We start from the raw sequence: 14,154 nt of genomic DNA, 5'->3' as shown, positions 1-14,154 counted from the left end.
TAAACTGGAGTTTCAACACATGGCTCGCGTAACTGTAGAAGACGCCGTAGAACAAATCGGCAACCGTTTTGATATGATCTTGGTTGCGGCGCGTCGTGCTCGCCAAATCGCCGTGCAGGGTAAAGACCCTATGGTTGAAGAGATGAACGACAAACCAACGGTTATCGCCCTGCGTGAAATCGAACTAGGTTTAGTTAACGCTCACACCTTAGATGCCGATGAGCGTCAAACGGTACGTGAACGTGAAGCCGCTGAAATTGCAGCAGTTTCAGCCATTGCTGAAGGCCGTTCATTATAAGAGTTGTTGAGTAAACACCTGTTTAGGTAAAAGGAGAGCTGCCACTTGTATCTGTTTGAAGGTCTAAAGGAGTCTGCTTCCGGTTACTTAGAACCCGAACAGGTAGAATTGCTCAAGCAGGCGTACCAGATTGCGCGTGATGCCCACGAAGGGCAAATGCGCACGAGTGGCGAACCTTATATTACTCATCCGGTTGCGGTTGCCCGCATCCTTGCTGACATGCGTCTTGATCATGAGACGCTGATGGCAGCACTGCTCCACGACACTATCGAAGATACTCATGTCACCAAAGACGATTTAGCCGAACTATTCGGTATCGCGGTGGCCGAGCTCGTCGAAGGCGTGTCAAAACTCGATAAGCTAAAATTTCGCGACAAGAAAGAAGCTCAGGCTGAAAACTTCCGTAAAATGATGATGGCGATGACGCAGGATATCCGCGTTATCCTCATCAAGCTTGCCGATAGAACCCACAATATGCGTACCTTAGGCGCCCTGCGTCCCGACAAACGTCGCCGTATCGCCCGCGAAACCTTAGAAATCTACGCGCCCATCGCTAACCGTCTCGGTATCCATAACATCAAGACAGAGTTAGAAGACTTAGGTTTCCAAGCGTATTACCCCATGCGATATCGGGTGCTCAAAGAAGTCGTTAAAGCTGCCCGTGGCAATCGCAAAGAATTGATCCAAGGCATTGAAGCCGCTGTTTATACGCGCTTAAACGATGCGGGTATTCCAGGAAAAGTTAAAGGCCGCGAGAAAAATCTCTACTCCATCTATAACAAGATGCAGAGTAAAGAGCTGCAATTCCAAGAAGTGATGGATATCTACGCCTTTAGGGTAATAGTCGATTCCATCGACACTTGTTATCGCGTACTCGGCGCCATGCACGGACTGTATAAACCTCGCCCCGGTCGTTTCAAAGATTATATTGCTATCCCTAAAGCCAACGGCTATCAGTCACTCCATACCTCTTTATTTGGTCCACACGGCGTGCCCGTTGAGATCCAAATTCGTACCGAAGATATGGATCAGATGGCTGACAAAGGGGTCGCTGCACACTGGGCCTACAAAGGCGGTGCGCAAACAGGCCAAGGCACGACGACTCAAGTGCGTGCCCGTAAGTGGATGCAAAGCTTGTTGGAATTACAACAAAGCGCCAGCACCTCATTCGAATTCGTTGAAAACGTGAAGACTGAACTCTTCCCAGAAGAGATTTATGTGTTCACCCCTGAAGGTCGCATTCTGGAATTACCCGTGAATGCCACCGCGGTAGACTTTGCCTACGAAGTGCATACAGATGTGGGTAATACCTGCGTCGGTGCCCGCGTTAACCGCCAAGCGTATCCGCTCAGCCAGCCGTTAATTTCAGGCCAAACCGTTGAAATCATTACCGCTAAAGGCGCCCGTCCGAATGCCGCTTGGCTGAACTTTGTGGTAACAGGTAAGGCCCGCGCCAAAATCCGCCAAGTGCTGAAAAGCCTTAAGGGTGATGACGCAATTGCGCTCGGTCGCCGCCTGCTCAACCATGCGCTCGGCAAGACTAAGCTCGACAGTATTCCGCCTGAGCAGATTGAAAAAGTCATTCGCGATACTAAACATACCACGCTCGATTCACTGCTCGCCGACATCGGCCTTGGCAATGCCATGAGCATTGTTATCGCCCAGCGTTTGATTGGCGATAATCTTGAGAATCAAGAAAGCCGCGACGGCCACATGATGCCAATTCGTGGCGCCGAAGGTATGCTCGTTACCTTCGCCAACTGTTGCCGCCCAATCCCTGGCGATGCCGTAATTGCCCACGTGAGCCAAGGTAAGGGCTTAGTGGTGCACATGGAAAACTGCGCTAACATTCGTGGTTATCAAGGAGAGCCTGACAAGTATATTCCTGTGCAATGGGATAATGTCGAAGGCGTTGATTACCAAGCCAACCTGCGGGTCGAAATCGTTAACCACCAAGGCGCACTGGCGAAGATCACCTCGATCATTGCCGCCGAAGGCTCGAACATTCACAACCTCAGCACAGAGGAACGAGATGGCCGCGTGTATTTGATCAACCTGCGGATTTCGGTGAAAGACAGGATCCATTTAGCCAACGTGATGCGCCGAATTAGGGTACTGCCCGAAGTGCTGCGTACGTCCCGTAATCGTTAATTAACTCAACATTAGAGAGAGCGTCATGGCAGAAAAAATTATTATAGCGACCGAAAACGCCCCTGCGGCCATCGGCACTTATTCACAGGCCGTCAAAGTCGGCAGCACAGTATATTTATCCGGCCAAATTCCGCTTGTGCCAAGCACAATGCAAATTGTCAGCGATGATTTTGAAGCTCAAGTGGTGCAAGTATTTGAAAACCTAACGGCGGTTTGTACTGCTGCGGGCGGTTCAATCAACGATATCGTTAAGCTCAACATCTTCCTGATTGATTTAAGCCACTTTGCAAAAGTGAATGAAATCATGAGCCGTTACTTCAGCCAGCCATACCCAGCCCGTGCAGCTATCGGCGTGAAGCAATTGCCGAAGGATTCTCAAGTTGAAATGGATGGCGTGATGGAGCTGTAAGCTCTGGCATTCCACTTCAACCAACAAAAAGGCGCTGCGGCGCCTTTTTTGTTGCCGACACCAGCCTCTCTGACGCTTGTCATTCTCTTCATCTTATTTTCATACTCAGCTTGTAGGCTTTGGGCTCCATTCTCATATTTTACAATCCTGTAAACTATTTGCGCGGGCTCACAAAACTCGCCATACTGGGTGCAGCCAAAATAACAATAAAGAACAGGGAATTGCCAATGGATACAGCGATTAAGACGCCAATTGAAATGCTGGCGCACTGGGCTAAGACTCAGGGGGATCAAGTCTATTTACGCCAACCTATCAAGGGTCAATTCCTTGATTTTACTTGGGCCGAAGTTCAAGAAAAAGTTCAGCAACTGGCCGGTGCCTTACAGCATCTAGGCCTAGAGCGCGGTGATAAAATTGCCGTACTCTCTAAAAACTGCGCCGAATGGTTTATCACCGACCTCGCGTTAATGCACGGCGGCTATATTAGCGTGCCGATTTACCCAACGGCCAACACAGATACCATTCGCTATGTGCTGCAACACAGCGGTGCAAAAGCCATTTTCCTCGGTAAACTCGACCATTGGGCCGACCAAGAAGCCGGTGTCGGCGGCGAGCTGCTACGTCTTGCTATGCCCTACGATACAATGCCAGCCCAATATCAATGGGAACAATTACTTAAACTAGGTTATCCCCTAGTTGATGCCCCGCTACCGACGCCTGATCAAGTGATGACACTTATCTATACCTCTGGCTCAACGGGTCAACCTAAGGGCGCGATTCAAACCTTTGCTAGCTATGGCTGGACTTGCCAAGCGGTAGTGCGTGATTTACGCACCGACGGCAATGACAGACTGTTATCCTATTTGCCTTTAGCGCACATCACAGAGCGCGTCGCGATTGAAGGTTCATCCTTCTATTCCGGCAGCGTGGTCGCCTTCGTCGAGAGTCTCGACTCCTTCGTCGCCGACGTGCAAAGGGCAAAACCGACGGTATTCTTCTCAGTGCCGCGTTTGTGGAGCCTGTTCCAGAAAAACATCATAGACAAAATTGGTGTTAGTAAACTGAATCTATTGCTGAAGATCCCGTTAATCAGCAGCTTAGTGAAGCACAAAATCCATAAAGGCTTAGGTTTGAACCATTGTCGTTTGCTCGGCTCTGGCTCTGCGCCCATTCCGCCGTCGCTGATCCACTGGTATCACAGCATTGGTCTGAATATCTGTGAAGCTTGGGGTATGACAGAAAACTGCGCCTACTCGATTATCAACTACCCCTTCGATGCCCGTAAAATTGGCACAGTAGGTCGCCCGGTTGAGGATTGTCAGATCCGCCAAGGGGAAGATGGTGAGCTACTGCTTAAGAGTCCAGGGTTGATGACGGCTTATTATCTACAGCCAGAAGCCACTGCGGCAGCCTTCGACGCCGATGGTTTCTTCCACACTGGCGATTTATGTTCTATCGATGCCGATGGTTGCGTGACCATTACCGGCCGAGTGAAGGACAACTTCAAAACCGCCAAGGGTAAATATGTCGCGCCCGTGCCTATCGAACGTAAATTGGCGCAGGACCCGCATGTTGAACTGATCTGCGTGATTGGCTCAGGCCTGCCGCATCCGGTCGCATTAGTGCAATTATCCGAAGGCGCTAGTTTGCAAGCCCGCGAAGAAGTCCGCGCTTCACTCAAGGCGACACTCGATAGCGTGAATCCGCACTTAGAGTCACACGAACATGTGGATGCGATTATCGTAGTTAACGATCCTTGGACGATTGAGAACGATGTGCTGACGCCGACGCTTAAGATCAAACGCCATGTGCTTGAAAAAGCCTTTAGCGAACGTGTTGATGGCATTCGTGGCGCCCAAGTTCGCTGGGAAGATGAGTTAACGCAAAAATAACTCGACTAAACAGAGAGATGGCCAATATGGTTATCGGCACAAATCAAGCACGCCTCGGCGTGCTTTTTTATGACATATTCTGTCAAATTTCGATAAAACCACGTATCATGTGCGCCAGTCGGCTAAGGGATGATTCCCTTGTACTTTCCCATTCAATATAGGTTTAACAAAGTCCCGTGATGCTCATTACACTCTCGATTATTGGCGGTTTTATTATTTTAACCTTAGGCGCCGAAGCCCTAGTGCGTGGCGCGAGTGCTATCGCCCTACGCTTAGGTATTACGCCACTTATCATAGGCTTAACTATTGTTGCCTTTGGTACTAGCGCACCAGAACTGGCTGTGAGTGTCAAATCTGCCCTCGCCGGAAACAGTGGTATCGCCTTAGGTAACGTTATCGGCTCCAACATTGCCAACATAGGTTTGATCTTAGCGATCACGGCTTTAATCCGCCCTATCCAAGTGCAATCCCAAGTGGTGAAGCGCGATATCCCTTTGATGATCTTGGCGTCTATGCTGTTCTGGGGACTCTTGTTAGACGGCGAACTCAGCCTGATTGACGGTGTGGTACTGCTTTCACTGCTGGTTGGATATTTAACCTTTAGCTATATCAGCTCGAAAAACAGCAATAATGAGGAAGAAATTGAAGCGGGTCCCAATAACCCACTGCTTTCTGGCCTGTTCATCCTAGTCGGCATTAGCATGTTAGTTGGCGGCGGTATTCTATTTGTGAACGGCGCAGTCGATTTAGCAAAAACCTTCGGCGTGAGTGAAGTCATTATCGGCTTAACGATCGTGGCGATTGGCACCAGTATGCCAGAGTTAGTGACCTCAGTAATTGCGGCACTAAAAGGTCAAAGCGATATCGCTATCGGTAACGTTGTGGGTTCTAACCTGTTCAATATTTTGGGCATTTTAGGTGTTACCGCCATAGTGCATCCAGTGTCGTCACTCGGTTTCCAACCCTTCGACTTTATGGTGATGTTAGCTTTAGCCATAGTGATTCTGCCTTTTGCATGGACTGGATTACGCATCGGCCGCCGCGAAGGTTCTGTGCTGCTACTGACCTATTTAGGTTATATGGTTTACCTGATTAACCAAGCGAGCGCTCAAGCTTTGGTATAACACCCAGCGGTAATATCCACTTGAAACACCGGAGCCTCTCCGGTGTTTTGCTATCTGGGTTTCGCACTTTTAAAAAAAGACAAATTTAACACCCTTAAACTGATGACATTTGTCATGCTAAAGCCATGACCTTTGTGTCTGCATTTCTCCAGTCGAATTTCTGATAATGAGTCCGTACCCAAACACGGGGAAATTTACTCAATAAGGAAATACCATGAAAACATTATTACTCGTCTCAAGCTTAGCGCTTATCAGCCACGCGTTTGCAGCGTCGCCCTCTAATGCCAATATCACCAGCATAGATGCGTCCTCAAACTCGATGAACCTAGCGCAGTTGCAACAACTGAGTGCCAGCACCCAAGATTACGATCAAGCCTATGCGAACTATCGCTTAGCCATTAGCGCCAATGTCATGGGACAAAAAGCCCTCGCCAGCAGTGCACTGACTAATGCGCAAACTGCATTAGAAGCCTTAGAAACCAGCCAAGCTGACGCGGAATCCCTCGCGCTGTTATCGTCGGTTTATGGCATGCAAATCGCCTTAGACAATAGCAAAGGCGCAACTCTCGGGATGAAATCAGCCAAAGCCATTGCCAACGCCGAGCAGTTAGAACCCCAAAATCCACGGGTCGCCTTGGTTAAAGCGATCGCCGCCTATAACACACCAGCTATGTTTGGCGGCAGCATGCAAAATGCTAAGACGCTCGCCACCACGGCCATAGAAAGATTCGCCCAACCTTGCGACGGCATTTGTTGGGGTGAAGCCGAAGCTTACACGTGGCGCGGGCTCGCTAAACAGGAATTAGGCGATAGCCAAGGCGCGAGTGAAGATTGGCAACAGGCGATGAAAGTGCAAGCAGATTACGGTTGGGCAAAATTTTTGCTTCAACAAAATCAGCAATTAAGTGCAAACTAGACCAAGTTGTTAACAGGGACTGATGGCGCTGACCCCAGCGCCAATCCCTAAACAGAATAAATCAACACAGATGTCACCTTCGGGCATTCAATGATTAACGATTAACAATCAACACAGTTTCACAGAGGCATTATGATAAGCACGCATCTTCAGCTCGAACGAAAACTCGCTTGGGTGTATTTGATAAACTTAGTGTTTTATCTTATTCCGCTTGCCATCAATGCGTATCCAGCATGGAAAATCGCCCTTAGCTTTACCGTGCTGATTCCTTTTATTGCCAGTTATTTTTGGGCCTATAAGTGCAATCAGAATAGCGCCTATCGCCCCATTCTGATGATGGTGGCCATCGCCACAGCAATCACCCCAATCAACCCGGGATCTATCTCGCTATTCACCTTTGCCGCTTTTTTCATTGGCTTTTTTTATCATATCAGAACCTGTCTGTTGGCTATTGCCGCCTTAATCGGCCTGTTGTTTGCCCTCAATGAGATTTACGACTTTAACAGTTACTACTTTCCGCTTTACGGCTCAGGATTAGTGCTTGGTGTAGGCATGTTTGGCGTAGCCGAACGCAGGCGTCATCAACATAAATTGAAAGAACAGCAAAGCACGCAAGAAATTAGTACCTTAGCGGCTATGGTTGAGCGAGAACGCATTGCCCGCGATCTACACGACATCATGGGCCACAGCTTGTCTTCGATTGCGCTTAAGGCGGAACTGGCCGAAAAACTGCTGGAAAAACAAGAATACCAACTGGCCACAATCCAGCTTAATGAACTCGGCCAAATTGCCCGCGAGAGCCTCAGCCAAATTCGCCACACCGTATCTGACTACAAACATAAGGGGCTCGCGGATAGCGTGACACAACTGTGTAAACTATTGAGGGAAAAAGGAGTAAGTGTCGAGCTAACAGGCAATATCCCTAAACTGCCCGCCAGAATGGAGAGCCAGCTGGGATTAATTGTCACTGAACTAGTGAATAATATTTTACGCCATAGCGGCGCAAGCCAATGTATTATCGACTTTATTCAGCAAGCAGATAGGCTAGTCGTTGAGGTCAAAGATAATGGCACAAGTAAACCTATCGCTGAAGGCAATGGCCTCACGGGGATACGCGAACGTCTTGACAGCTTAGGCGGCAGCTTGAGCTATAATCTCGAACAGGGATATGCATTTACCGTCAGTTTACCTTTGCAGGGAGCAACAGATTAATGAAGATTTTATTGGCGGAAGACCAAGCCATGGTGCGAGGCGCACTCGCGGCACTCCTCACGCTTGCGGGAGGCTTTAATATCACCCAAGCGAGTGACGGCGACGAGGCCCTAGGCCTACTCAAACAGCAAAGCTTTGATCTCTTGCTAACCGACATCGAAATGCCCGGCCGCACAGGCCTAGAACTGGCAACTTGGTTAAAGGATCAACATAGTCAAACTAAGGTCGTGATCATCACCACCTTCGGCCGCGCGGGTTATATCAAACGCGCTATCGAAGCTGGAGTCGGCGGTTTTCTACTAAAAGATGCGCCCTCGGAAACCTTAGTCAACGCGATTCAACAAGTTATGGCGGGTAAACGGGTCATCGATCCTGAACTGGCCATGATGGCAATTGGTGACGCCGACCCACTCAACGATAAAGAGCGCCGCGCCCTACGCCTCGCCAGTGAAGGCAAATCCACCGCCGACATCGCCGAAACCCTTTTTATCGCCGAAGGCACAGTGCGTAACTACCTCTCCGAAGCCATAGCTAAACTCAATGCTAGCAACCGAATCGATGCAGCACGCATCGCCAAACAAAAGGGCTGGCTGTAATCACGCTCACGGTTAACTACTCTTTCGTTCATATCGACAATTTTTGCGGCCTTAGCCGAAACCTAAGGGCCGCAAACTGACGTTAGTTATGCTAGCAAATAAGTCCCTCATTCTGCTTGAGATTGCCTTACGCTTATTCTCTGTTAATATATGTATAAATTCACAGTGATTGAGTGCTAACGACTTGCAGCAATTGGATCTTGTTCCGATCACCGACCTCAAAGGCGTCGCCAAAAAGGTCGCGGAGAAACTCGCAAAGCTCGGCATCACAACAGTACAAGATCTGCTGTTTCACTTACCCCTGCGCTACGAAGACAGAACCCAAATCTATCCGATTGCCGCCCTTATGCCCGGCAGTTATGGCACCATAGAAGCTGAAATCCAATCGACGCAAATCATTCAAGGCCGCAAACGTATGCTGGTCTGCAATGTGCGTGACGATACGGGGAGCTTGAGCCTGCGCTTTTTTAACTTTTCCGTCGCCCAGCGTAATGCCATGCAAAATGGTTTGATGATCCGCGCCTACGGTGAAGTGCGCCGTGGCGGCCATCAAGCCGAGATAGTGCATCCAGAATATAAAGTCGTGTATCCCGGTGAAGATGTTCACCTGAGCGATACCCTAACGCCGATTTATCCCACAACTGAGGGCTTAAAACAGGCGAGTTGGCTCAAGCTGACCGAGCAAGCTTTGGTATTGCTGGAAGATGGCGGCTTAACTGAGCTGCTGCCAGCGCAATTACAACCAAACAACATCAGCCTTAAACAAGCGTTGCAAACGCTGCATCGACCTCCTGCGGGGATCTCACAGTTCGATTTAGAGTTAGGCCAACACCCAGCCCAGCAGCGACTCGTGCAGGAAGAATTACTCGCCCATAATCTCAGCATGTTACGCCTAAGGCAGCGCAGTAATTTAGACGCTGCGGTTACCATGCAGGCCACGGGGCAGTTGCTCAATCCATTCCTCGCCGCTTTGCCTTTTAAGCCCACAGGCGCCCAGCAAAGAGTGGTGGCCGATATAGGCAAAGATTTAGAAAAGCCGCACCCTATGATGCGCTTAGTGCAAGGGGATGTAGGTTCAGGTAAAACCTTAGTCGCGGCGATGGCTGCGCTGCAAGCGATTGAAAACGGTTATCAAGTTGCCATGATGGCGCCAACAGAGCTATTGGCCGAGCAACATGCAACTAACTTTGCCGCTTGGTTTGAGCCACTCGGACTTAAGGTCGGTTGGCTAGCGGGTAAACTCAAAGGCAAGGTCAGAGCTCAATCCCTTGCGGACATAGAATCCGGCGCCGCCCAGATGGTGATTGGTACCCATGCTATCTTCCAGCAGCATGTGGTCTTTAACAAACTTGCGTTAATTATCATAGATGAGCAGCACAGATTCGGCGTACACCAACGCTTAGGCCTACGGGAAAAGGGCGTGAGCCAAGGGTTCCACCCGCATCAATTGATCATGACGGCAACGCCGATCCCGCGCACGCTAGCGATGACGGCCTATGCAGATCTCGACACTTCTATTATCGATGAACTGCCGCCGGGACGGACACCTGTGACCACAGTGGCGATTGCCGATTCACGCCGCAACGAAGTGCTCGAACGGGTACGTAACGCCGTCATCACAGATAAACGTCAGGCCTACTGGGTGTGCACTCTGATTGAAGAATCCGAAGTACTCGAATGCCAAGCCGCCGAAGACACGGCCGAAGAACTGCGCCTCGCCCTGCCCGAGCTCAATATCGGCCTCGTGCATGGCAGGTTGAAGAGTGCCGAAAAACAGCAAATTATGGCCGATTTTAAGGCGGGCATAATTCATTTACTGGTGGCGACAACCGTGATTGAAGTCGGCGTCGACGTGCCTAATTCCAGCCTGATGATCATTGAAAACCCTGAACGTTTAGGTCTAGCACAACTACACCAACTGCGCGGACGAGTCGGTCGAGGCGCCATCGCAAGCCATTGTGTGTTACTCTACAAGGCGCCATTGAGCCATACCGCCACCCAAAGACTGAGTGTACTCAGGCAGAGTAATGACGGTTTCATCATAGCGCAGAAAGATTTAGAAATTCGTGGCCCAGGTGAAGTGCTTGGCACTAAGCAAACGGGACTGGCCGAGCTGAAAATTGCCGATCTGGTGCGCGATCAAGCTTTGATCCCGCACATTCAAAAACTGGCAAATCATGTGATGGCGCAGGCCCCCGAAAAAGTCGATGCGATAATCTTACGTTGGCTCGGGCACAAGCAGCACTATGTGCAGGCTTAGGCAGTAAAGGGGAAAGGCCGAGGAGTAACATCTGCCTCGATACTCAAAATAAATTGTTTATGTTCAGCTAAGCGCTATAGACAAGCGCATGGAAACTTGCAAAATGAACCAGCGGTATTCCAATAGTCCGCTCTTGCACTTTAATGTTAGCTGCATGTATTCACCAAGTTACCTTGACACTCAAGCGAAGGATGTAAAATGCAAGTTAATCAAGATGATAGAATAACACCTCAAGAGACTTCTTCTAGCAGTAATCGCTTTGCGCTTTTTGCGATAGTGCTCGTCGTGCTACTTTCTGCCGGAGGATATTATTACTACAGCGGTGACTCAGATTCACCTAAACTCATCCCTAACGCGCCAATTGTATTGCCTGAAACACCGCCATCTGAGCCAATGACGCTCGAAAGTGCGCCAGAGCCAGAAACCACTGAAACGACGCCTGCTGTTACAGAAACAAACACCAACAGCACAGAAGCCCCTGCGGTAACTGAGCCTGAAGTGGTTGCTGAACCTGTACCGGCACTGGCTGAAAGTGATGCATTCGTACAACAAAAAGCCCTCGCCATTATCGATAACAATGTGCTGGGTTCTGCATTAGTGCAGCAAGATCTCGCACGCCAATTTGTGGTGTTTGTTGATAACTTAGCTCAGGGCGAATTGACCCGTAAAGTGAGTCCACTCAAAGGCCCAGAGAAGCATTTCTCGGTTTCTGAAATCACCAACAAAGTGTATTTAAATCCTGAGGGTTTCCACAGATACGATGCCTATGTTGACTCGATTGCCAAAATGGACGAACAGACGTTAATGGTCACCTATAAGCAAATGACGCCTATGCTAGAGGAAGCCTTTACCGAACTCGGCTACAGCAACGCTAAATTCAACGACAGAATGCTGCAAGCGATTAAAATACTGCTCGCGGCACCTATCATTGAAGATCCGATTGAGCTGAGCTCTATTAGCGTTAACTATCAATTTGTTGACCCTAACTTAGAGGCACTACCTAGCGCGCAAAAACTGCTGATCCGTATGGGTCCAGAAAATACCCGCAAGCTAAAAGTAGCCCTACGCAAACTCGAGAACCAACTGGCACAGTAAAACCTTGCCGTGGTGAAGACAAAAGGCGCTCAGTGCGCCTTTTTTCATTTTGAGCGCAAATCGCTTGGATAAAAAAGCCTATCGAATGAGACTGCTATTGCGATATTTGTTACATAAATTCGATCGTTCTGCTGAAAATCACAGCACTTGATCCCATTGCGTTAACCCACACAATGCAAATGGCTTCATAAAAACGCGGGGCATAGTGTAGAATGGCTCCGCTGTAGAGGGCATTCCTAGCGTCATCGTCATTCATCAAACGCGTTTACACCTCACTATGGTATGACAATCCATCAATGTTCTAACTTAGTTAGGGATAACTAAGACAGCTTAAATTTAGTGTCGAGGCAAAGTAGTGCAACTAACATTCAGCATTCTCTCTTGGGGCGCTTGGGCCCCCCAATATCAGCACCCGCAAAGTTGGCAAACTTGGTGCAAAAACTCGGCTGAATTAAATCTCGACACACCACAGTCTGATACGACCGCTCCCGCACTCAAACACGTTCCAGCCATGCAACGCCGCCGTTTTAGTCGCTTGACTAAGATGATGTTAGAGGTGAGTTTTCAGTGCGAAATGCCTGCAAATTGTCGCTCTATTTTTGCCTCGCGCCACGGAGAGTTGCAGCGCACCATAGGACTGCTCGAAGACATTATCGCCAAACAGCCATTATCGCCCTTAGGGTTTAGTCAGTCGGTGCACAACACCGCCAGCGGCATTTTTGGCATAGTGGCGGCCAATACCGCGCCGTCGACCTCAGTTGCGGCAGGTACCGAAACCCTGTCACAAGCTATGGTTGAAGCCTTCGCCCAGTTACACCAGTCACCAGAACCCTTGCTGTTAGTCTTCGGTGATGATCCTGTGCCACCTGTGTACGATGAGTTTACCCAAGAATTTGAATTACCTTTGGCCCTAGGTCTACAGCTCGCGCCCTTCGATGCGCCCGCTTCGGTCAAGCTCACAGTGAGCCGCATCTCAGAGTCGACAGCATTAAATCCTTTGACCTATGGCGCCTTGCTCCACGCACTCGCGACAGCGCAAAATATTTCAGGCTGCTTATCCCAATGGCATTGGAAGCTAGAGCATGTTTAATACTGCCCACAGCCATGACGCCGCCAAGGGTTATGAAGATTCAATGCACAATGCCGCTTATACCTTGCCGGAGACTCGCCGCACTGGGCTGAATTATGTGCCACGTTGGCTAGGCGGCGTGAGTTGCTATATCGCCTTTGGCTTAGGCGGCTTATTAAGCTCCTTGACCATTTTGCCTTTGCTACGTTTCTGGCCTGGTACACCCGAGGCGCGGATTATTCGAGTCCAAAAGGCCGTACATTTGATGTTCAAAGGTTTTGTCGCCATGCTCACTTGGGCGGGCGTGATCCACGTCAGCACCCACAGAGCACAACAACTGCATGATGCCAGAGGCGTTATCGTTATCGCCAATCATCCCAGTTTAGTGGATGTGGTCGTGTTGATAAGCCTCATGCCCAATGCGGGCTGCATAGTCAAACAAGGTTTATGGCGTAATCCGTTTTTGCGTGGTGTCGTGTCCTGCGCGGGTTATATTCCCAATCGCGGCGCCGAACTTATGCTAGAGGATTGCCGCGAAGTGCTCGCGAGAGGCACCAATTTAATTATCTTCCCCGAGGGCACACGCACGGTTGTCGGCGCGACCATTAACGACTTTGCCCGCGGCGCAGCCAACATTGCCTTAAGGGCCGAAGCAGATATTTTACCTGTGGTGCTGCGTACCAATGTCCGTGGTTTGACAAAGGAGCAACCTTGGTATGAGATCCCAAGGCAAACCATGGGGATGGCCGTTGAAATCGGCGTAACAGTTTCTTACCAAAAGTACCAAGCGGCTTTAGGTGAGCATGCAAAAATGGCCCGGCAGCTGACGCGGGATCTTGAACACTACTATAAACAACAACTCGAAAATAATTATGAACTTAAACAATGAAATAAAGCAGTTAATCATCGACTGTCTCGATCTTGAAGACGTCAGTATTGATGATATTGAAACCGATGCGCCGCTCTTTGGCGAAGGTCTAGGCTTAGATTCAATCGACGCCCTCGAACTCGGCTTAGCCATCAAGAAAAAATTTGATGTCAAAATCGAAGCTAATTCGGATGCCACTAAGGCCCATTTTCATAGTGTTGCCAGCTTAGCTAGCTTTATCGAATCACAGCGTCCATAGGAGAG

The 14,154-nt window shown here is 49.4% G+C and carries 13 protein-coding genes; all 13 read left to right on the top strand.

Annotated features, from left to right (window positions below; translation table 11 throughout):
* The first annotated feature begins 19 nt into the window (after positions 1–19).
* The gene (gene rpoZ, locus AC5YB3_RS13685; protein ID WP_006079841.1) at positions 20–298 is read left to right on the top strand and encodes a DNA-directed RNA polymerase subunit omega; all 279 of its coding nucleotides are present in this window, start codon (positions 20–22) and stop codon (positions 296–298) included.
* A gap of 45 nt (positions 299–343) precedes the next feature.
* Positions 344–2,449, top strand: a complete 2,106-nt coding sequence (gene spoT / locus AC5YB3_RS13680) for a bifunctional GTP diphosphokinase/guanosine-3',5'-bis pyrophosphate 3'-pyrophosphohydrolase (protein WP_494525516.1) — start codon at positions 344–346, stop codon at positions 2,447–2,449.
* 25 nt (positions 2,450–2,474) lie between these two features.
* Complete coding sequence (locus AC5YB3_RS13675) at positions 2,475–2,858, top strand: RidA family protein (RefSeq protein ID WP_006079838.1); 384 nt, start codon at positions 2,475–2,477, stop codon at positions 2,856–2,858.
* 227 nt (positions 2,859–3,085) lie between these two features.
* Complete coding sequence (locus tag AC5YB3_RS13670) at positions 3,086–4,750, top strand: AMP-binding protein (protein WP_494525515.1); 1,665 nt, start codon at positions 3,086–3,088, stop codon at positions 4,748–4,750.
* A gap of 179 nt (positions 4,751–4,929) precedes the next feature.
* Complete coding sequence (locus AC5YB3_RS13665) at positions 4,930–5,874, top strand: calcium/sodium antiporter (protein WP_494525514.1); 945 nt, start codon at positions 4,930–4,932, stop codon at positions 5,872–5,874.
* A 214-nt stretch (positions 5,875–6,088) separates the two neighbouring features.
* Entirely contained in the window at positions 6,089–6,790 is a 702-nt protein-coding gene (locus AC5YB3_RS13660) for a tetratricopeptide repeat protein (RefSeq protein ID WP_494525513.1), read from the top strand.
* A gap of 132 nt (positions 6,791–6,922) precedes the next feature.
* A complete protein-coding gene (locus AC5YB3_RS13655) occupies positions 6,923–8,002 on the top strand; it encodes a sensor histidine kinase (protein ID WP_494525512.1) in 1,080 nt (359 codons plus the stop codon).
* Complete coding sequence (locus AC5YB3_RS13650) at positions 8,002–8,598, top strand: response regulator transcription factor (RefSeq protein ID WP_107949587.1); 597 nt, start codon at positions 8,002–8,004, stop codon at positions 8,596–8,598. The genes AC5YB3_RS13655 and AC5YB3_RS13650 overlap by 1 nt, the downstream gene beginning before the upstream one ends.
* Before the next feature lie 184 nt (positions 8,599–8,782).
* Positions 8,783–10,858, top strand: a complete 2,076-nt coding sequence (gene recG / locus AC5YB3_RS13645; protein WP_347097901.1) for an ATP-dependent DNA helicase RecG — start codon at positions 8,783–8,785, stop codon at positions 10,856–10,858.
* A gap of 198 nt (positions 10,859–11,056) precedes the next feature.
* The gene (locus AC5YB3_RS13640) at positions 11,057–11,953 is read left to right on the top strand and encodes a DUF3014 domain-containing protein (RefSeq protein ID WP_006079828.1); all 897 of its coding nucleotides are present in this window, start codon (positions 11,057–11,059) and stop codon (positions 11,951–11,953) included.
* A 355-nt stretch (positions 11,954–12,308) separates the two neighbouring features.
* Positions 12,309–13,043: a beta-ketoacyl synthase chain length factor gene (locus AC5YB3_RS13635; RefSeq protein WP_268650124.1), complete on the top strand. Its 735-nt coding sequence runs from the start codon at positions 12,309–12,311 to the stop codon at positions 13,041–13,043.
* Positions 13,036–13,911 (top strand): lysophospholipid acyltransferase family protein, encoded by an 876-nt coding sequence (locus tag AC5YB3_RS13630; protein ID WP_494525511.1) that lies wholly within the window; start codon positions 13,036–13,038, stop codon positions 13,909–13,911. The genes AC5YB3_RS13635 and AC5YB3_RS13630 overlap by 8 nt, the downstream gene beginning before the upstream one ends.
* A complete protein-coding gene (locus tag AC5YB3_RS13625) occupies positions 13,895–14,149 on the top strand; it encodes a phosphopantetheine-binding protein (protein ID WP_006079824.1) in 255 nt (84 codons plus the stop codon). The genes AC5YB3_RS13630 and AC5YB3_RS13625 overlap by 17 nt, the downstream gene beginning before the upstream one ends.
* Positions 14,150–14,154: the final 5 nt, after the last annotated feature.

Source organism: Shewanella sp. 1311, from assembly GCF_059338235.1.
The sequence above is the reverse complement of the archived record's forward strand: the minus strand, read 5'-3'. Positions and strand labels throughout refer to the sequence as shown.

Coding starts and splice junctions, on each gene's coding strand:
- AC5YB3_RS13675 (WP_006079838.1), top strand. CDS start 2,475: ATGGCAGAAAAAATTATTATAGCGACCGAAAACGCCCCTGCGGCCATC.
- AC5YB3_RS13655 (WP_494525512.1), top strand. CDS start 6,923: ATGATAAGCACGCATCTTCAGCTCGAACGAAAACTCGCTTGGGTGTAT.
- AC5YB3_RS13625 (WP_006079824.1), top strand. CDS start 13,895: ATGAACTTAAACAATGAAATAAAGCAGTTAATCATCGACTGTCTCGAT.
- AC5YB3_RS13650 (WP_107949587.1), top strand. CDS start 8,002: ATGAAGATTTTATTGGCGGAAGACCAAGCCATGGTGCGAGGCGCACTC.
- AC5YB3_RS13630 (WP_494525511.1), top strand. CDS start 13,036: ATGTTTAATACTGCCCACAGCCATGACGCCGCCAAGGGTTATGAAGAT.
- AC5YB3_RS13660 (WP_494525513.1), top strand. CDS start 6,089: ATGAAAACATTATTACTCGTCTCAAGCTTAGCGCTTATCAGCCACGCG.
- rpoZ (WP_006079841.1), top strand. CDS start 20: ATGGCTCGCGTAACTGTAGAAGACGCCGTAGAACAAATCGGCAACCGT.
- AC5YB3_RS13665 (WP_494525514.1), top strand. CDS start 4,930: ATGCTCATTACACTCTCGATTATTGGCGGTTTTATTATTTTAACCTTA.
- AC5YB3_RS13670 (WP_494525515.1), top strand. CDS start 3,086: ATGGATACAGCGATTAAGACGCCAATTGAAATGCTGGCGCACTGGGCT.
- AC5YB3_RS13640 (WP_006079828.1), top strand. CDS start 11,057: ATGCAAGTTAATCAAGATGATAGAATAACACCTCAAGAGACTTCTTCT.